The organism is Microbacterium sp. NPDC055665 (assembly GCF_053618035.1).
In genome coordinates this window covers 2,270-20,567 of record NZ_JBSHGY010000016.1, presented here as the reverse complement: position 1 = coordinate 20,567, position 18,298 = coordinate 2,270, and the positions used below count along the sequence as shown (strand labels likewise).

Annotated in this window: 25 protein-coding genes; 3 read left to right on the top strand and 22 right to left on the bottom strand. The window is 67.1% G+C overall.

What is annotated here, in order from left to right; translation table 11 throughout:
- Positions 1-837 carry a helix-turn-helix transcriptional regulator gene (locus tag ACWGO6_RS18650; RefSeq protein ID WP_136042073.1) on the bottom strand — a complete coding sequence of 279 codons (837 nt, stop codon included), beginning with the start codon at positions 835-837 and terminating at the stop codon, positions 1-3.
- Between the two features lie 100 nt (positions 838-937).
- Between ACWGO6_RS18650 and ACWGO6_RS18645 the strand changes: the two genes are divergently transcribed.
- On the top strand, positions 938-1,702 hold the full coding sequence (locus ACWGO6_RS18645) for an SDR family oxidoreductase (protein ID WP_452327613.1): 765 nt from the start codon (positions 938-940) through the stop codon (positions 1,700-1,702).
- A 32-nt stretch (positions 1,703-1,734) separates the two neighbouring features.
- On the opposite strand, the gene ACWGO6_RS18640 is transcribed toward ACWGO6_RS18645, so the two are convergent.
- From ACWGO6_RS18640 to ACWGO6_RS18630, 3 genes are all read right to left on the bottom strand, one after another.
- Positions 1,735-2,688: an L-lactate dehydrogenase gene (locus ACWGO6_RS18640; RefSeq protein WP_136042071.1), complete on the bottom strand. Its 954-nt coding sequence runs from the start codon at positions 2,686-2,688 to the stop codon at positions 1,735-1,737.
- A 56-nt stretch (positions 2,689-2,744) separates the two neighbouring features.
- A complete protein-coding gene (locus ACWGO6_RS18635; protein WP_136042070.1) occupies positions 2,745-3,632 on the bottom strand; it encodes a TIGR01777 family oxidoreductase in 888 nt (295 codons plus the stop codon).
- Between the two features lie 130 nt (positions 3,633-3,762).
- Entirely contained in the window at positions 3,763-4,320 is a 558-nt protein-coding gene (locus ACWGO6_RS18630) for a dihydrofolate reductase family protein (protein WP_136042069.1), read from the bottom strand.
- Positions 4,321-4,780: 460 nt separating this feature from the next.
- Here ACWGO6_RS18630 and ACWGO6_RS18625 point away from each other — a divergent pair, with 460 nt between their 5' ends.
- Complete coding sequence (locus tag ACWGO6_RS18625; protein WP_452327612.1) at positions 4,781-5,659, top strand: tyrosine-type recombinase/integrase; 879 nt, start codon at positions 4,781-4,783, stop codon at positions 5,657-5,659.
- Positions 5,656-5,814 (top strand): hypothetical protein, encoded by a 159-nt coding sequence (locus ACWGO6_RS18620; RefSeq protein WP_452327611.1) that lies wholly within the window; start codon positions 5,656-5,658, stop codon positions 5,812-5,814. The genes ACWGO6_RS18625 and ACWGO6_RS18620 overlap by 4 nt, the downstream gene beginning before the upstream one ends.
- Positions 5,815-5,822: 8 nt before the next feature.
- Here the strand turns inward: ACWGO6_RS18620 and ACWGO6_RS18615 are convergent, their stop codons facing one another.
- From ACWGO6_RS18615 to ACWGO6_RS18530, 18 genes are all read right to left on the bottom strand, one after another.
- Entirely contained in the window at positions 5,823-6,116 is a 294-nt protein-coding gene (locus tag ACWGO6_RS18615) for a hypothetical protein (protein ID WP_452327610.1), read from the bottom strand.
- Positions 6,116-6,295 carry a hypothetical protein gene (locus tag ACWGO6_RS18610; RefSeq protein WP_452327609.1) on the bottom strand — a complete coding sequence of 60 codons (180 nt, stop codon included), beginning with the start codon at positions 6,293-6,295 and terminating at the stop codon, positions 6,116-6,118. Before ACWGO6_RS18610 ends, ACWGO6_RS18615 begins: the two co-directional genes overlap by 1 nt.
- Positions 6,296-6,318: 23 nt before the next feature.
- Complete coding sequence (locus ACWGO6_RS18605; RefSeq protein WP_452327608.1) at positions 6,319-7,056, bottom strand: hypothetical protein; 738 nt, start codon at positions 7,054-7,056, stop codon at positions 6,319-6,321.
- On the bottom strand, positions 7,056-9,266 hold the full coding sequence (locus tag ACWGO6_RS18600) for a hypothetical protein (protein ID WP_452327607.1): 2,211 nt from the start codon (positions 9,264-9,266) through the stop codon (positions 7,056-7,058). The genes ACWGO6_RS18605 and ACWGO6_RS18600 overlap by 1 nt, the downstream gene beginning before the upstream one ends.
- Entirely contained in the window at positions 9,263-9,631 is a 369-nt protein-coding gene (locus ACWGO6_RS18595) for a hypothetical protein (protein ID WP_452327606.1), read from the bottom strand. The genes ACWGO6_RS18600 and ACWGO6_RS18595 overlap by 4 nt, the downstream gene beginning before the upstream one ends.
- Entirely contained in the window at positions 9,628-10,836 is a 1,209-nt protein-coding gene (locus ACWGO6_RS18590; RefSeq protein WP_452327605.1) for a hypothetical protein, read from the bottom strand. The genes ACWGO6_RS18595 and ACWGO6_RS18590 overlap by 4 nt, the downstream gene beginning before the upstream one ends.
- Position 10,837: 1 nt before the next feature.
- The gene (locus tag ACWGO6_RS18585; RefSeq protein WP_452327604.1) at positions 10,838-11,332 is read right to left on the bottom strand and encodes a hypothetical protein; all 495 of its coding nucleotides are present in this window, start codon (positions 11,330-11,332) and stop codon (positions 10,838-10,840) included.
- Between the two features lie 2 nt (positions 11,333-11,334).
- Positions 11,335-11,757: a hypothetical protein gene (locus ACWGO6_RS18580; protein WP_452327603.1), complete on the bottom strand. Its 423-nt coding sequence runs from the start codon at positions 11,755-11,757 to the stop codon at positions 11,335-11,337.
- Positions 11,758-11,760: 3 nt separating this feature from the next.
- Positions 11,761-12,144 (bottom strand): hypothetical protein, encoded by a 384-nt coding sequence (locus ACWGO6_RS18575; RefSeq protein WP_452327602.1) that lies wholly within the window; start codon positions 12,142-12,144, stop codon positions 11,761-11,763.
- Positions 12,134-12,490: a hypothetical protein gene (locus ACWGO6_RS18570; protein ID WP_452327601.1), complete on the bottom strand. Its 357-nt coding sequence runs from the start codon at positions 12,488-12,490 to the stop codon at positions 12,134-12,136. Before ACWGO6_RS18570 ends, ACWGO6_RS18575 begins: the two co-directional genes overlap by 11 nt.
- Before the next feature lie 20 nt (positions 12,491-12,510).
- Positions 12,511-14,229 (bottom strand): hypothetical protein, encoded by a 1,719-nt coding sequence (locus tag ACWGO6_RS18565; RefSeq protein WP_452327600.1) that lies wholly within the window; start codon positions 14,227-14,229, stop codon positions 12,511-12,513.
- A gap of 1 nt (position 14,230) precedes the next feature.
- A complete protein-coding gene (locus ACWGO6_RS18560; protein ID WP_452327599.1) occupies positions 14,231-15,298 on the bottom strand; it encodes a hypothetical protein in 1,068 nt (355 codons plus the stop codon).
- Between the two features lie 37 nt (positions 15,299-15,335).
- Positions 15,336-15,530 carry a hypothetical protein gene (locus ACWGO6_RS18555; protein WP_452327598.1) on the bottom strand — a complete coding sequence of 65 codons (195 nt, stop codon included), beginning with the start codon at positions 15,528-15,530 and terminating at the stop codon, positions 15,336-15,338.
- A gap of 10 nt (positions 15,531-15,540) precedes the next feature.
- A complete protein-coding gene (locus ACWGO6_RS18550; protein ID WP_452327597.1) occupies positions 15,541-17,145 on the bottom strand; it encodes a hypothetical protein in 1,605 nt (534 codons plus the stop codon).
- The gene (locus ACWGO6_RS18545) at positions 17,136-17,399 is read right to left on the bottom strand and encodes a hypothetical protein (RefSeq protein ID WP_452327596.1); all 264 of its coding nucleotides are present in this window, start codon (positions 17,397-17,399) and stop codon (positions 17,136-17,138) included. The genes ACWGO6_RS18550 and ACWGO6_RS18545 overlap by 10 nt, the downstream gene beginning before the upstream one ends.
- Before the next feature lie 93 nt (positions 17,400-17,492).
- The gene (locus ACWGO6_RS18540) at positions 17,493-17,807 is read right to left on the bottom strand and encodes a hypothetical protein (RefSeq protein ID WP_452327595.1); all 315 of its coding nucleotides are present in this window, start codon (positions 17,805-17,807) and stop codon (positions 17,493-17,495) included.
- Between the two features lie 6 nt (positions 17,808-17,813).
- Positions 17,814-17,960, bottom strand: a complete 147-nt coding sequence (locus ACWGO6_RS18535; protein ID WP_452327594.1) for a hypothetical protein — start codon at positions 17,958-17,960, stop codon at positions 17,814-17,816.
- 99 nt (positions 17,961-18,059) lie between these two features.
- A partial coding sequence (locus ACWGO6_RS18530; protein WP_452327593.1) for a hypothetical protein occupies positions 18,060-18,298 on the bottom strand: 239 nt, incomplete at its 5' end.

The following is an 18,298-nucleotide window of genomic DNA, read 5'->3' as shown; positions in this document are numbered from 1 at the left end:
TCAGACGTTCTGGGTCCCCAGCACCCGCAGGAACTCGAGTTTGCTCGCTGCCTCGCTGCCCGGCGCCGCCGTGAGCACGATGAGCGCCTGCGACTCGTCTTCGGTGAAGAGCGCCTGACAGTCGACCTCGATCTCACCGAGCTCGGGGTGCACCATGACCTTGTGCTGCTCGAACCGGCGGCTCACCTCATGCGCGTCCCACAGCTCGACGAACTCCGGGCTGCGGGCCGTCAGCTCTGCGACGATCTCACCCGCTCGTGATCGAGCCCCCATCACGCCGTGGGCCGCACGCAGCGACCCGACGAGCGCGCGTGCCTGTCGGGGGTGATCGACCTCGCGATACCGGCGCCGCTCATCGTCCGGATAGGCGAACCACCGGTAGATGCCGCTGCGGTCGAGCCCGGTGAGCGCGCTCGCGTCGCCCACGAGCGCGCGGGAGGCATCGTTCTGCACGAGCACCTCGTCGAGCAGCGAGACGACGAAGGCGGGGGTGTCGTGCAGTCGATCGAGCACGCGCAGGATGCCGGGCCGCACATAGTCGGTCACGCGGGCGCGGTCAGGAGCACTGTGTCCGCAGAGCCGGAACAGGTAGTCGCGCTCGTCTTCGGTCAGCCGCAGCGCACGGGCGAGCGAGGTGAGGATCTGCACGCTGGGCTGCGGTCCTCGCCGCTGTTCGAGGCGCGTGTAGTAATCGGTCGACATCATCGCCAGCTGGGCCACCTCCTCGCGGCGCAGCCCCGCGGTACGACGGCGCGCGCCCGTGGAGAGCCCCACGTCTGCAGGGGTCAGTGACTCCCTCCGACGGAGGAGGAACTCGGCGAGAGCATCACGATCCATTCCTGAAGTATCCACCGGCATCGGCGCACGTTCCAGGGACCGCCGATCCCTGGATGACCGCTCTCTGGAGCAGCAGCCGGGCGGCGCCGAGGCTGGGGACATGAACATCAGCGGAAACACCATCTTCATCCCCGGTGCGACCAGCGGCATCGGGCTCGCGCTCGCCGTGCGCCTCCACGACCGTGGCAACACGGTGATCGTGGGCGGGCGTCGCCAGGACCGCCTCACGGCGATCGCCACCGAACATCCCGGCATCCACACGGTGCGGATCGACACGGCGGATGCGGGCAGCATCGACGACGCGTCACGCACGGTACTCGCCGAGCACCCCGAACTGAACGTGCTCATCACGATGGCCGGTGTCATGCGCACCGAGGACTGGACAGCCCCGTCGAGCTTCCTCGCCACGGCTGAGGAGACGGTCACCACGAACATCCTCGGGCCGATCCGCCTCATCGCCGCTTGCATCGAGCACCTGCGCGCGCAGCCGGACGCGACGATCATGACGGTCTCTTCCGGACTCGCCTTCGCCCCTCTCCGGGTGACGCCCACGTACAACGCGAGCAAGGCCGCGATCCACATGCTCAGCGAATCGCTGCGCCTGCAGCTCGAGGATACGACGGTGTCGGTTCTCGAGCTGGAACCGCCGGCGGTGCGCACCGCCCTCATGCCCGGGCATGAGGAGAACGAGGCCGCGATGCCGCTCGACGAGTTCATCGACGAGGTGATGGGGCTGCTCGAGTCGCAACCGGATGCGGCGGAGATCCAGGTCCAGCGCGTGAAGTTCCTCCGGTACGGCGAAGCCCGGCGTGACTACGACCAGGTCGTCGCCACCCTCAACCGCACGGATCCGCACGGCCGGTGAGAGCGAGAGGCACCGGTTCGCGCCGGTGCCTCTCAGCGGCGCAGATCCGCGGCGGCCGCCTGCAGCGCATCCGCCGACTGGCGCAGCAGCGCCAGCTCGTCGCTCGAGAACGAGGTGTTCCGGATCGGAACCGCACCCTTCGCGCTCACGATCGAGGGGACGGACAGAGCGACGCCGTCGAGTCCGTGGAAGTCGCGCAGCACGGTGCTCACGGGCATCACCGCGTGCTCGTCGCGGAGGATCGCCTCGACGATCCGCGCACTGGACAGACCGATCGCATAATTGGTCGCGCCCTTGCCCTGGATGACCTTGTATGCGGCATCGCGCACGTCGACCGCGATGTCCTGCAGCTCATCGAGGGTGAATCGCGGGTGGTCCGGCGTCTCCCACTCCAGGATCGGGACCGTGCCGATGGTCGCCCGCGACCACAGCGGGAACTCCGTGTCGCCGTGCTCACCGATGATGTACGCGTGCACGCTGGCGGTCGACACTCCGGCGCGCTCCCCCAGCTTCCAGCGCAGTCGGGAGGTGTCGAGCACAGTGCCTGACGCGAAAATCCGCTCCGGCGGGAGCCCGGTCTCCTCCTGCGCGATCACGGTCAGCACGTCGCAGGGGTTGGTGACGATCACGTAGATCGCGTTCGGCGCGACCTCGAGCAGATCCGGCATCATGCGGCGGATGATGCCCGCGTTCACCTCGGCGAGCTCGATGCGGGTCTGACCCGGTTTCTGCTTCGCCCCGGCGGTGATCACCACGACGTGCGAGCCCGCCGCCACCGAGATGTCGCTTCCCCCGATGATGTCGCTCGAACCGGTGAACTGCGTCCCGTGCGCGAGGTCGAGCACCTCGGCCTCGACCTTCTCGGTCGCGATGTCGTACAGCGCGACGTGGCGCGCCGATCCGCGGATCAGTGCCGCGTAGGCGACACTCGATCCCACGCTTCCCGCGCCGACGACCGTGAGCTTCGAGTTCTCGATGATCTCCATGCGCTCAGTCTTGCAGTGGAGGGTTCCGCTCCGGGAGTGGTGGTCCCGTGAGAACCTCAGAGCGCCGCCGCGACGGCGGCAGCCGCGGTCGCGTGCGCGAACCGGAACCCCGTGCGCTCCAGCACCTGGGGACGCACGTCCGCGTCCGGCAGCAGCAGCGACTCCGCGGCGTCGCCGAGCGCGAGGCGGAGCGCCCACGCCGGTGCCGGGAGCCAGAACGGACGGTGCATGCGGGTGGCGAGGGCACGGCCGATGTCGTTGGCGGACGCCGGTGCGGGTCCGGTCAGGTTCACGGGTCCGGTGATCTTGTGATCGAGCACATGACGAATCGCTGCCACCTCGTCATCGAGCGAGATCCACGGCCACATCTGCGTCCCTCGTCCGAGCGGACCGGAGACGCCGAACCGAGTCAGCTGGATGAGGGGCTTGAGGACGCCGCGCCGGTGGATGACCGGGGCCGTGCGCAGCAGTGCGACCCGGGTGTGGTCCTCGGCCTGACGGGCCTCGGCCTCCCAGCGCACCGTGAGGTCCGCCAAGAAGGTCTGACCGGCGGCGGAGTCCTCCGTGAGGATCTCGCCCGGGGCGGAGCCGTAGTAGCCCACGGCGGATGCCGAGACGAGTGCGGGGGCGTCGGACCGCAGGGAACGGAGAGCGGTCGTGATCGTCCTGGTCGCCTGCAGACGCGAGTCGACCAACTCACGACGGTAGCGCTTGGTCCACGGCAGACGGCCGACGCTGGCACCACCCAGTGCGACGATCGCTTCGGCTCCGGCGAGGACGTCCGGATCGAGGGCGCGCTCCCCCGGTTCCCATTGCGTCTCGTTCTCCGCTCGCGGAGCGCGTCGGACGAGAGTCGTCACCTCGATTCCGTCAGCGCGGAGCGAAGACACGAGCGCTGAACCGATCAGTCCCGATGCTCCGCTGATGACGATGCGTCGCGCCACGTGTGAGACCTCCCCGTCCCTCGATCATCGAGTCTTGCCGTGCATCCGAGGGTACGCGCTGGAGACGCGAGCGCCCGCAGGCCTTGCGCTGAGGACTCGGTCGAGGTAGGTCGCTCCTCGCTGCGAGGAGTCAATCAGCCCGTCGGTAGTGCGTCATGATCGCCCCGTTGCGGAGCGGAGTCGCGGAAACCAACTCGAGTCGCCGAGTACTCGGTAGACCGGCCTCGAAAAGGGTCGGGCCGTGCCCGGCGATCCGCGGATGGACCAGGAACCGGTACTCGTCGATCAGGTCCAGCCGGTCGAGTTCGGTCGCCAGCGAGGCGCTGCCGAGAAGCACTCCGGCCGGCGTGTCGTCCTTGAGCTTCTGCACGCCCTCGCGCAGATCACCGATGATGCGGTGGCTGTTGGCCCAGGGGAAGTCCTCGCGGGTGGATGACACCACGTACTTGGGCTTGGCGTCGAGCTTGACCGCCCACTCGCGCATCGTGGCGTCCGCTTCCACGTCTCCGCGGGCGACCGCCGGCCAGGCGCTCTCCATCATCTCGTAGGTGGTGCGCCCCCAGAGCATCGCGCCGGCTTCATCCAGGAGCCGCGTGAAGAGGGGATGAGTCTCCTCATCGGCGATCCCCTCCCGATGATCGACGCAGCCGTCGAGGGTGACGTTGATGCAGAAGGTCAGGGTACCCATGCGGGGAGCCTAGGACTGCAGGGCGGCGACCACCAGGGGTCGCGGTGAGGATGTGGGCCCTGCCGGGATCGAACCGACGACATCCACGGTGGAGTCGCAGCGGTTGGCACCCGTCGTAGACATCTTCGCAGCGAGGGCATCATGAGCGATGCTCTGTTCGACATGGACGACTACGCACCACTCACCGTGAAGCAGATGCGCTGCGCTGCATGCATCGGGAGCGGGTGCGAGCGCTGTGGCTGGACAGGTCGACTCGGCACGTCGATTTGGCGCGGTGCATCGTGTCTCGCCCGCATCACGTCTTCCGAGCTGGCTACACCGTAACCGCTGGACAGCCGCGTGAACGACGCGCTCAGTGAATCGACGTGATTCCTGGGCGCGTTGGTCGTCGCGGCGCATTCTCGTGAATCCATACGGTCAGATCACAGGCTCAGAGGGGGCCTCAACCGAGGGAGTAACCATGCAGTTCCAGGACGCCACCGCGCTCGAGATGTTCATCGACTACCAGCGCGCGCAGAACCTCGCCGTCACGACCATCCGCAATCGTAGGAGCATCCTGACCACGTTCGCACGCAAGACCGGGATGCTCGTCGAGTGCGACGTATTCACGCTCCGCCGCTACATCGGCCGCGACGAACCCGTGAGCGCGGGCACACGCCGCACCGAGCGCGGCGCGCTCATCGCGTTCTTCACGTTCCTGCACGAGGAGGGCCTCCGGGACGACAACCCCGCGACCAAGCTCCCGGTGGTGCGGGTGCCGAAGGGTCAGCCGCGGCCGTTCAGCGCCGAGCAGATCGACGCGATGCTGGAGGGCGGCGCATACACCAAGACGCGCGCGATGATCCTCCTCGGCTATTACCAGGGATTCCGGGTGTCATCGATCGCGCGCGTGCACGGCCACGACATCGACCGCACCGGCATGACCATCGGCACGGTTGTCAAGGGCGGGAAGGTGCGCCGTCTGCCGCTCCACGAGGTCATCGCCGAGCTGTCGCTCACGATGCCGCCCGACGGCTACTGGTTCCCCGCCCGCGATGGCTCCGGCGGGCACGTCCGCCCGTCGTCCGTCACCGACCTCATCACCAAGGCGAAGAAGCGGGCGGGCATCCTCGACGAGAAGCTCACCCCGCACTCGCTCCGGCACGCGTTCGGAACCGACCTCGTGGAGCAGGGCGTCGACATCCGGGTGGTCCAGGAGCTGCTCGTGCATGAGCACCTGTCGACGACCCAGATCTACACGCAGGTGAGCGAGCGGCGGAAACAGGATGGTATCCGCACGCTCGCTCCTCGCATCGTGCCCGAGCACTCCGGGCGGGGTGCCGCTAAGCTCGCCGCATGAGCATGGACATCGTGTCGGTCATCATCGTGTCGGCGGTCAGCGTTGCGGTCGGCCTCGCGCTGCTCTACTTCGTCGTCAAGAACGCGATCAAGAACGCCCTCATCGAGGACCGCGCGTTCCAGGCGAAGGTCGAGCGGATGAAGGCCGGGAAGTAGCTCAGCGGCTACCGCGTGAGCACGGGTCCGAGAATCACCCACGCGAACGCCAGCGCGGAAACGACGACGGATGCCCACGACCACCATGGCGCCCGTGCGGCTTTGAGCTCGGCGATCTCGCGACCCTGATTCTCGAATCGGGAATCCACCGCGCGGTTACGCATCTCCCACTCACCGCGGGAGACCATCTCAGCTCGGTGCGTTGACAGATCAGTGCGCAGATCCCTGATGTCTTCGCGCACGTCGTCGAGACGTGCGACGACGACGGCGAGAGTCGCGGCCGCCTCGGCAACCTCGGCCACTACTCTCGCCGATCCGGCTCGGCGGCGGGCTCGTTGACGTTGAGCACGGCCAGGACGAGCGGGAGGATCACCGGGGCGGCCTCTGGCGGGAGCAGTTTGAAGTACACCAGGACCGGGACGGCCGCGATGCAGATGCTGTAGATCCATCGTCGGGTAGCGGGTGAGAGCAGGGTGTTCATGATGGTGCCTTCCGGTTCTGGTGTTACTCGACGTCCACGGTGAAGCTCACGTCGCGCATGGCGTCTTTCACGCCCTTCTCGACGGCCTGGAGGATCACGTCCGGGTCTGCCCCCTGGGAGGTCGCCAGAGCGCTCACGGCGGCCTCCAGGGCGTAGACCTTGGTCTTGGTGTCCGCGATCTCCTGACGGATGCTCACCGGCCCTGTGGAGCGTCGGATCGGGCCGACGTTCTCGGCGATGTTCGCGAGGGATGCGCCGATGGAGCGTTTGCCGTCCGGCATCGAGTTCCCGCCTCGGAAGATCGCGTCGTGGATCGCCTGAATCTGCTTCTCTGCTTTCGCGGACATGTCGTCCACCTCTTCTCCGTAGTGGGTATCCCGAGCACGGATGTACTCGAAGTGGTGCTGCTCGCCAGCCACGTTCAGCCGGTTCCGGATGAAGCCGTTCTCAGCGAGGATCTCGACGATGCGCGCCACCCGCCAATCGTCGGAATCGATCGCGAGCCCGGCGACGTGGAAGGCGAGCGGGTCGTCGGGGTGCAGCGCCTTCGAGTGCCCGGGATACGGACCACGTCCCGAGATGTAGGCCTGCCACGCGTTGTACATGCCGAGCTGCTTCGCCCTCGACCGGTACGTGGAGTTGGCGTCGATGTCGCGGCCGAACTCGGCACGGACCTGTGCCTCGGCGCGACGGAACGCGGCCGCGGCGTCGGGGATGAACTCGACGCCAGGGCGTACCTGTTCGATGACGAGGCCGCCCATCACACGTCCTCCGTCTCGCGGGTGGTGACCGTCACGGTGTCGTCGTCGAAGTTGAATCGGACGCTCGCGGCGATACCGGTCAGGGTGGTGTCGTCGTCGAGAGTGACCGTGAGGGGCTGGTCGGTCGTCTCGGTCCATGTGGGGATGCCGGTGACGGTGATCTTGCGGCCCATGCCCTGCGCGCGCTCGACGACGTTCTGCGCCCGTCCCTGGCCGGGATACGAGGTGTAGTCATCGAACCTCCGGTGAAACACCTTCGTCGGGGTGAGGGTGAGGCCGTACGCGTCCGTGCGCCGGATGCGACCGTCTCGGGAGAACGTGTAGACCGCGGCGTCGAACCAGGTGTCGTCGTCGCGAGAGATCGACTCGTCGACGTCGATCAAGTTCTCGCCCCACGTCCACGTCTGCGACCCGGCGTTACGGAAACTCTCCCTGCGAAGTGACCACTTGCGCTGCTCGTCGTTGACGAGGCGGAAGCCCTTTGCCATGAGGAGGCCACGGAGGAACTCCAGCCCCGATTGGCCGGCACGCCAATTCATAGTCTCTGACGACTGCTCGTAGTACGGGTTGGGGGTGCGCACGCTCGGGGAGTCGTCCGCCGGGCCCTCGAAACGGTACGTGTAGTAGCCGTCTTCCGCGTCGCCGCCGGAGAAACCCGGCACATACCAGGTGTCGTCGGTTCCGTCGTATAGGAGACCGTTGTCGAGGCGGTAGACGCGGTTCGTTGTGAACCGGAAGAACGGCGCGACGGCCGCGGCATTCATGGGAGCCTCGAACGCCACCTTGAGTCGCTGCGTCGCGACGCCGATCTCCTGCTCCCAGAACGGGCCGGTGTTGATGAGCGCGCCTTGCCGGTCGTAGTACTGAATCCCGAGATAGCCGCGGCCACCCGCGGTTTCCGCGCGCACGTCGAGACTGAACACGTACAAGCGGCGAGGCTCCGCGGCCACATTGAACTTCGAGCTGTCAATCGCCATGACAGCACCGTTCGCCGCACCCGCGTTCGGCACGACACGCACATACCCCGACGACCCGGAGGAGCCGTAAGCGATCGTGCATCCACCCGCCGCCGACCAATTCAGGGTCGACCCGGCCACGGCGGGATTGCGGAGCAGGTTCGTGACCTCGAAGCGTGGCGTCACGTCGGCGTCTTCCGTGCCCGGCTCCAACTCCGCGCCGATGCCCTCGCCGAGAACGAGGTCCGTGAGGTAGCGGATTCCGATCGGGTCAACGAGGGTGATCGACTGGATCGGCAGGTCATCGAGGAGCGCGTGATCGGCGAGCAGCGCCTCGTCGGAGGCGAGGTCGAGCGTCACCGTCCCGGCCGCACGATTCGGGCGGGCAGTGCGGATGCCGAGGTCGAACGTGCGGAAGTTCTCCGGTACCCACTCCTGCCCTGTCACACTCCGCGTCTCCAGCACCGCCGCGGTCGCGTTCGCCGCACCAAGCCAACGAGTTCGCTCCAGCTCACCCGCCGGATTCGTGGAGCCGTCAAAGTAGTCACCTACGGGTGAGGACCCAGCCTTCACTAGGAGGCCCGTCGTGTACGCGCGGACGGTGCTCGGCGCGTTGCCGGTGATCTTGCTGATGTAGACCGTGGCGTAACCGTCAGCGGCCACCGGGGTAAGTGTCTGGACCCAAGTCCACTCATTCGCCGGAATCTCCGTTGCGGGCCAGGTGACACCCGAGGCGCCCGCCTGCATTCGATATCCGGCCTCGGTGACCAGCACCCACACGCCAAGCATGCGTTGGGGCGTTCCCGTGATACCCAGACCATCAGGGTTGTAGATAGACGCCACCACGCCGTTCACGACGGCTCCGGTGTTCCTGCTCTCCACCGCTGTCGCGATCCCCAGAGGATGCGCGATTGGTGGGGTTACTCCCTTCACAGCGGGATAGCGGCCAACATCGTTTGGGGACCACCCCGCTCCAGAACTGACACCTCTCGGATTCACACCGATGTTCCGCCCCTGCTCCACCCACGGCGTGTAGGTCGTCTCAACGTGACCATCGCGGGTCGCGCTGATCTTCACCCGGCTCCCGGAGCGGGGGTCGAGTTCGTCGAGCAGAGCACCCGTGAACGGGACAGTGATAGACGCCGTAACGTACGGGATCGCCGACGAGTCGAGGGTGAGGTTCCCGCCGAGCACCGGAAGCTCCGTGCCCGCCTCCGTCTCGGCCTTGTACGTGTGGCGGGTGATGACGGTCATACCGAAACCTCCTGGAAGGGCAGGTCGACCAGCCAGACTTTCCGCGTGTCGAGGTCGAGAGATCGAGTGCTCGCCTGGCCCTCGGGACCGACGACGAACGACATGCCGACTTGGGGCACGTCAGGGTCGGAGAGCACAAGCACCTGCGGGAACAGCAACGCCGTCTCCGCGGCGATCGCGGCCGCCCCAGTCGAGAACACGAGGGTGAGGGTGCCGGACTGGAGACCGGCGGGTCGGAGCGTGATGTCGGGGTCGGGACGGCCGAGGACCGTGTGAACGATTGTGCGGATGTCTCGCGAGGACTCGAAGCCGTTGACGACCTCCGGAGTGATGACGCCCGTACTGTGCGTGATGATCGTGCTCACTGGTCCCACCCCAAGTACGTGGAGAACTGCTGGCTGAGCTTGGCGTTCACGGTCACCGTCCGGGGGCGGGTGAGCGCGTCGAGGTCGACACGCACCTGGTTGAGGCCCGTCACCTTCGCGTTCACGACGGCATCGGGAACGCCGTAGGCCTTCTTCTCGATGAGGTCAAGGTCTGTCGTGGCCTGCCCAGTCTCGGCGTCCACGTAGATCGTGGTCCCGTCCGGGAGGTTCGTGACGGAGTCCCCGAACTCGTCGACCTTCGTCGTCGCTCCCGCGGTGTTGTCGGCGACGGACTTGAGGTACCGGGAGTACGCGTCGGCTTGCTCACCACCACGCTGCATCTCCCCGGTGATCCTGTCGAGTTCGATGCGTCCCTGCCCTGCGGCGGCACTGACCTGAGTGAGGTTGTCGACGAGCTCCTGGTTCTGGATGCCGGTGTTCGCCATCTCCTCCTGGATCTGCTTCTCGGTCTCGACGAGAGAGTCGTTCGCGGCCTTGAGCGCCCACGTCTCCCCTGCCATCGCGGCAATCGCGACCGACACGTCCACGCCCCAGTTCTTCGCGTTGTCCTTCGCCTGCGCGAACCGGTCAGGATCAGTGGCGATGTCCAGGGCCACGGCGGTCGTGGTGGCGGCGTTGAGCACCTTGCCCCCGGCCTCCACGTAGGCCTGAGCCCACTCTCCGGCGCGCTGCTTGGACTCCTCCTCAGCCTGTTGCACGTCCTCGAATCCGGCCATCGCGAGGCCGATACCTGCGGCGGCGGCGAGCCCAGCGCCGGCACCGGCGGGCCCGAAGCCGCCGAACGCGTTCGCCGCGATCTCCTGGAATACGTCAACGATCGATTCCGCTGAGCCGTCGAAGGATGCCGCGGACTCACGGGCGGTCTGGTTCGCCTCCTGCTTGAAGTCCTCCATGCCCTCTTTCGCGGCGCGCATGCCGTCGTCGGAGGATCGCTTGACGCTGCGGTAGCTGTCGCGGAAGTCGCGCTCGATTGCGTCGGCCGTGTCCTTCGTCTCATCCTTGAGGCGCTCAGTGGCCTTCTCCGCGTCTTTCATGGCGCGTTCGAGCTGCTCAGGCCCCCGGCTCTTACCAAGCTCCAGGAGTTCCTTCTGAGCGTCCTCCAGCGGGTCAATGACCCCGGACTCGATGCCCTGTTTGAAGGCTTTGGTTTCGGAGGCGATGCCTACGGTGTAGCCGCCGGACATGTCAGCGCCCAACTTTCTCGAAGGTCTCGGCAACGGTGCGATAGGTGGTCTGGAACCACAGCGCCGCGGCGCGAGGGATGAACGCGGTGACGGCCGGGTGAAACACGTACCCCTTGCGTCGCGGGGCGCGGAACACGGGTCCGAGACGGCGGTTGTATCGGGTGCCCTTCCGGGAGCGCGTGGACACCGCGCGTTCTGGGTTCGCGCCGAACTCGGTGGCACCCGCGAGGACGGATGCGGGGACGCCGTGGACGCGTCCGATGGTCGCGGACTTGAGGGTGACGTTCGTGTCTGACACGGAGACGCGGGCGGTGTCGAGCAGCACCCGCGTCTCCAGCTTGGTCCCGACTCGATCCCGCATCTCTTCCTGGAAGGCGGGTTCGACGACGCGCCGCGTGTGGGCACGCAACTGCTTCGTCACCTCACCGGGGAGAGATCGCGCGGCCTGGACCATGACGGCCAGGTCGCGCGATACGAGGAGCGAGATCCGGGACATGGTCAGGCGAGGGCGGGTTGACCGTCGACCGGCAGGGAGACGGAGCCGGTGGCGAACGTGCCGACCGTGCCGCCGATGGTGCCGGGCAGGAGCGTGACGGTGACGGTGGCCGCCTTGAGTCCGGTGCCCTTCTTGGGTGTGAACTTCATTGTCACCTTCTTGCCGGTGTTGGCGAGGAGGTACTGGGACCAGCTGTTGACCGTCTCCCAGTCCTGGGCGTAGTCGACGTTCGCGGTCCAGTCGAGCGGGGCGATGTCCTGGTAGGACGCCGCCGGGGAGAGGCCCTTCCAGACCTGGACGCTGGTGTTCGGGACGATCTCGACCTTGGAGACGTGCAGCTCGTAGTCTCCGACGTCGGTGGCTCCGTCCTTGATGTTGAGGGTGCAGTCACGCAGGACGTACGGCTTGACGGCGATCTGGACCATGTCTTACTCCTTCTTCGTGGTGATGGTGGTGACGGTGATGTCCCACCCGAGGCGGGATGTCTTCTCGTCGCGGACCTTCCGCGCCGTCTCCCACGCGATGGTCGAGTGCGGGTCGAGAGCGGTGATGAGTTCGATCACGTCGTTGTCGAGCGCGTCCTCGGCCTTCACGTCGTCCTCGTTCGGAGAGAGGAGCGTCAGGACGATGCGGTGACGCAGAGCGCCGAGCGGAGCCTCGGGAAGAGGCTCGATCTCCAGCAGTTTGTAGACGAGCGTGGGGACGGTGATGACTTTCGGGGTGTCCTGGTTCGGGATGTACCGCCACGACGACGGGAGTAGCGGCTTCAGCTGCGCGGAGAACCACGCACGGAGAGTCGTTTCAGTAGACATCGGGCTTCCCGTCGATCGGGCGAATCAGGTTCTTGATGGCCTTGTCGAGCGGGCGCGGCTCGTAGGAGAACTCCCCTTCGCTGTACTCGCCGCCGCGGGCGACGCTGCCAGCCATGAGCAGGTTCTTGGCCTGCTGGAGCTGCGCGTACACGTACCGCGACGGCGGGTCCGGGACAGGCTCGCCCTCGACGGGGATGGGCAGAGCGGGAGCGAAGGCGATCACCTGGTCTTTGGCGGCATCCAGGATGAACTGGCATACCTCCTCGTTCTCGAGTGGAGCATCCCTCCAGGCGGCGAGGAGGCGGGCTTCCGCTTCCTCGCTGTCGGCGGTGTACCAGGTGACCATTGCCGTCGCTCCCGCTTCGCTCAGGCGCTCTTGGTGCCGATGAGGATGAGCGACTCGGGGCGGACGACGAACGTCTCCAGGTACCCGAGGACCGCCTTGTCGACGCCACCCTTCGCGATGTCGAGCGCGTCGACCTGGATGGGCGTGGTGCCCTGCTCACGGAACTCGATAGCGCCCTTCGCGCCCGCTGCGATCTGCGGGTTGAGGGGGTTGGTCCCCGCGAAGTAGGACTGCGGAGCCTTCTTCACGATGACCTTGCCGTCCGCATCGCCCTCGCCGGTACCGGCGCGCACCGAGAACGACACGTACTCGGGCACGAGGTCCTTCGGGGTGAAGAGCAGCTGCCGCCACGCGACGGGGTTGACGACCGCGAAGGCGGGCTCGTCGGCGGCGTCGTTCACGGCCTCGATCGCGTCGATGAGCATGCCCATCGCTGCGGGGTAGTCGTGACCGGCGACGGCCGGGTAGGTGCCCGGCGCGACGATGCGGTCGTTCGCGGCGGTCGTGGTGGCCGCTGCGGCGATGATGTCGGTCAGCGCGCGCTGGTCGGTGACGCGGGCGTAGGAGTCGATCACGATCTGGAGGAAGGCCTCGATGACGTCAGCACCACCCTCAAGGTCGAACCACTCGCGGGCGATGTCGGCGGCCCATCCGTACTTCTTGAGCGACGACTTCTTGGTCGCAGTGGTCGCGCCTCCCGAGGGCATCTCGGCCTTGTTGCCCGACCACTCCTGCACGAGCTCACTGCCCGAATCGATGGTGAAGCCGGAGCGGCCTCCGAGCTGGATGCCGCCGAACAGGTGGGTGGCGAGGTCGATGTACTTCCGCTGATAGCGGCGACCCTGCCAGAGCTTCCCGACCCAGGCGGGCTGGAGCACACCGGAGGCCGCGGTGGTGAGGCCACCGGTCGCGTTGTACTTGATGTCGGTCAGCGCGGCGAGCAGCGTCTCCGCGTCGGACGTGTCGCCCATGCCGCTCTTGATCGCGGCGATGGAGGCGAACACCGACCCGAGGTCGACCTCGCCTTCGGGCGTCGGGGGCATTCCGCCGAGCAGGGTGTTGGGGACCTTGGCCCCGGTCTCGGCGACTGCGGATGCGGTCATGGTGGACTCCTCTTCTTCGGTGTCTTCCTCTGCCGGGGCGGCTTCGGTTTCGTCGGTCACCTTGGTGACCGTGGTCGTGGTGACGTTCTCCTCGACGCGACGCCACTTCGCGCCGTCCTCGTCGGTGAACTCGGTGACGTACTGGGAGCGGCTGGAGCGCTCGGGCGAGTCGAACTCGCTGGGCACGGTGGCTTCGGTGTCCTCTGCGGCGAGCAGGGTGGCACCGGCGAACGCCGGACGCTCTACGAGCGCGGCTCCGAACAAGCGTCCGCCGGTCGCTTTCCCGTCGCGGATGGTGACCTTCGCCACCTCGGCGGAGAGGTTCTTACGCTTACCCGACTTCGCGTCCGCGTAGGCAATGCGCCCTTCGGGGGTGTCGGCGAACTTGAACGTTCCGAGAACTCCCTCCGGCTGCTCCCAGGCTTTCGCGATTCCGCCAACGACGTCCTCGCGCTTGTGTTCGATGTTGAGGCCAGCCCCGGTCGTGTCCGCTGGGAGCGAGAACACGCCAGCGTCGACCTCGAACTCTCCGAGGTTGGATCGGCACTTCACGCCGAACGGGACGAGAAGCCCAGTGGCGGTCAGGTCTTCTTCGCTGAACGCCAGGGTTCCGGCGTCGATGATCACAGCATCCATGTCAGTCCTCACTCGTGATCGGTGTGGTCGGGTTGGGGGAAGTCAGGTAGTGCGACCGGTCGATGCGGATGGAGCGGCCAGGAGGGCACACGTCGTCGAGCGAGAGGCGGGCCTCGATCGCGTCGGCGAACTTGGCGAGGCCGAAGTCCCAGAGTTCGTTGCGCTGCGCTCCCCCGGCCTCGGTGGAGTAGTGCATGTCACCGCCGCCGGACTGCTTGCTGCCTTCGATGAGGTCAGCGGGGAGACCGGCGTGATTGGCGATGTCGAGTCGGTTCGCGTTACGTCCGGACTCGAAGAGATCGGACGGGAGAGCGCCGGGCATGTCGACTGTGACAAAGCTCGGCTTCATGCCGGTCGCGCCGTTCGCGCTCTGGCGGCCCTTGATCCACATCTGCCGGAACTCTTCGCGCTCCTCTTTCGTCCAGGCCATCCACTGCTCGGCCTCGACGGTGAGGATGGTCTGAGCGATGGGGTTGTCGATGCGGTCGCGGTACGCGGAGTTGATGGCACGGGCGTCACGGAGCGCCTCGATCCCGTCAGACATGATCCCGTTGGAGCCGTAGCCCAGCGGGATCGGCACGACGAGCTGCGTGTATCGGGAGTCGACCGCCTTGTCGACCTCGACCGCGCCGGTCTGGGGGTTCATCGTCCACCATCCGCGAGGTATGTGGAGGGCGTCGATCGGGTATCCGTCGTCGCCGAGTTCGAAGCCGATGACGGCCCAGCCGTGCATGAACAGGTCGCCCACGACGCCGTAGCGGAGGCTGCGCGGGGCGATGCCGGTCTTGGTGGTGACGAGCCATTTGGGCTGGTCTGCCGTCTCGGTGTCGCCGTCGTAGTCACGCCACGGCATCCGGGCGAGGACACCACACACGATCTCGTAGGAGCGCTTGACCGGGCCGATGCGGAGAGCGGTCTGATCGGTCAGCGTCTTGGTGGTGTCGTGCTCGGGCCAGAGCTGCGCGACGGTGATCTCGGTGAGTGAGTCCTGCGGCGAGAACGGGGACACCGGGAGGATCGGCGATGTCTGCACTGCCGGTCCACCGGTGAGGAAGTTCCACAAGCCCATGTGTATGAAGATCGGGCCGGTATCCCACAGCCGAAAATCACACGGCGAGTCGCGCCTTCCGCTGCATCTCCGAGAGGGCATCCTGCGCCTGCGTCTCGCCGGGGTGCGCGCGCTTCTCGTGAGCGGCTGCGCGCTCCCATCCTTCGAGCTTCGAGAAGGCGAACGCATGCCAAACGCCGCATGTCTCGCAGACGATGACGACGCTGATCTGGGTGCAGTCGAGTCGGATCACTGGTCGTCTCCTAGAACTGGAATACGTCGGCGGGCTTGACGGATACGGGGGCATCGGCGAGGAAGAGGAGCGCGCCGGCCGCGGCCTCCAGGCACACGGTGTCCGCGTCGGGATCGGACTTCGGGGCACCGAATCGCCACGATCCGTACTGGCCGAAGGACTGCTTGACCGCGATGCCCACGGCGGCGTCAAGGGTGGACTGGCGGTAGTGGACTACGGTCCCGTCCTCCAGGCCCTGCATGAGCGTGACGGCTGCGAGCGGGATGTCGCGGGGCTTCGTGCCGACGAGCTTTGTTCGCGGCGCTGCGGCCTGTATCTTCTTCGCGACGACGGCGGTGTGGCCGTGGTCGTCGTAGACGATGGGGATGTTGTGGCGGCGGGCCCGGAGGAGCACCTCGCGGTCCATCCGGTCGGTGCCCTTCTGGTGGTGCCAGACGCCGATCGCGCGGCGCTTGGGCCGCTCGTCGACCACGCCGTCAAGCTCCAGCGCGTCGGTCACGAGGTCGCGCGGCTCCTCGACTTCCCACGCCACGGCGAGAGCTGCGGATGTGCCGTTGTGGTGGACCTTGAGGAACGCGGAGAATCGGGCGGGCGGCGGCGGGAACTCGGCGTCGAGCGCGCCACGCTCCCACCATGCAGGCGGGATCACGGTGTCTGTGACGCCCTCCAGGCCGAACATGCCACCGTACTCCATGAGGAACTTCTCGCGAGGGAACTTGTTGTAGTTGCGCTCGACGGCCTCGACCGGGGTGGTGTATCCGACGCCGGGGTGCGACAGCTGGATCAGTTCGCGCATGCGGCCCCGCGGGTTCTCCTCGGTGGGCTCCCATGTCTCGAGCTCAGCGGGGTCGGTTGTCTCGGGGATGCCGTGCCAGATGCTCGCGGCGGTCGGGTCGCTCAACGTCTCCCACAGGATGTTGCCGGTGCGGTAGCGGGCGCCGGTCCCGGCGACGATGAACTGTGCGCCGGGCTTTGTGTCCATCGTCGGGAGCACGGCGAGCGTGATGTCTTCGGAGAGTTCCGGCGTCGCCTCTCCGCCCTCGTCGGCGAGAACCGCATCGAAGCCACCGGAGCGGAAGCCCTCACCGTTCGGGGAGTACACGTTGAACCACGAGCCGTTAGCGAACGCGATGTGCTCGGTGCCCTTGCCGACGTTGATGGTCATCGGCGCGCGCTTGGCGTCGGGGTAGACGCGACGGAGCGGCGAGACGATGTTCTTGCGGAACCACTCCCCTGCCTTCGCGCCGGTCGTGAGCATGGTGAACGCTGAGTTGTAGTCCTCGCGCAGAGCGCACCGCCCCATCAGGAGGCACGCGATGGAGGTGGTCTTGGTGGTTCGCCGCGGCTCCATCACCCCGTTCAGGAAGGCCCCCGCGTGGATGATGTCAGCGACCGCAAGCTGAATCGGGGTGGGGCCGTTCCCTCCGTCACCCGCGCGGCGGAGCCGATCGAGGCGGAGGAGCCGCGCCCCCTCCAGCCACTCGGCACGCGTCTGCTCCGTGGTGACCATCTCGGTCAGGCGCAGCGCCGGGAGCGCGTCGATACGCGAGCGCCATTCGAGCCAGTTCGCCTCGTCGTGCAGATCGGTGAGCGTCGGCGAGGCGGTCATCGCCATCCCCCGCTCTTGAAGCGTGCGCCGCAGAGCGGGCACCGCTCGACGGCGAGGCAGTCCTCGCACATCGGCATCCCGTTGTCGTCATGGCTCTGCTCATTCCAGTCAAGGAGATAGCCGCAAGCTGCGATGACGAAGTCCGGGGTTTGGCACGGGATGTGAGCGCCGTGCTCGCGGTTGTCGGGGCGATCGAACTCCTCGCCGAGCGAAGCGACGAGGACGCCCCACAGGTCGAGGTCAGCGAACGGTGATCGCATTTTTTCTCCAGTTCAGAGGGGAATTCAGGGGGAGGGTTGCCTGTAGAGCCGAAGGCGGGGGTACGACCGATCCACCAAAAAAAGACCCGGAAGTCACCACGGCAGCGAGCCCGGCGAAGGTCGAGGCACCGAGTCCCTCGCGGAAGATGGACGATGAGCAGACCGACCACCGTGCGCGCGGTTGCCCTGGCATCCGATCCCCTTGTAGCGATGCTCGGGTGCGAGGTTCGAGAGCGCGTGACCGCCGTGCTGCCGGATGTGGCCCACGTCGAAGGGCGACCCGGGCGGCATGATGCGTTGGCACCGCCAGCACCGCACGTCGTCGCCCCTCGCCCACGCACGCCGCACCTGCTGCTGCACGATGCGCGCGTTGGCCCGGTACTCCGGGTCGCGGTGCTTGGCGGTCATCGCTCATCACTCCTCGCCGACGTCCGACTTGGAGCGGAGCAGGTGGCACCGCGCGCAGGAGACGCGCTCGATGAGGTGGAGGCGGGTGCCGACGATCTGGGTGTAGTAGTCGACGCGCCACTGGTGCACGCCGAGCCAGCAGGTCAGGATCATGCCGCCTCCTCCAGTTCTTCAGTGAGGACGAACCGGACGCGTGCACCGGGTGACCAGTCCACGGCGTCCAGTTCGTCCTGGTCGAGCAGATCGAACAGGTCAGGCCGCATCGATCATCTGCTCGGAGAGCAGGCGAATCGCATCCGCCTGGAGCTTCTCGACAGTGGGTGCGAGGAAGGCCCGTGCGGCGTCCCCTGCGGCGACCCGTGCGGCGTCCCCTGCGGCGTCCCCTGCGGCGACCCGTGCGGCGACCCGTGCGGCGTCCCCTGCGGCGACCCGTGCGGCGTCCCCTGCGGCGACCCGTGCGGCGTCCCCTGCGGCGACCCGTGCGGCGTCCC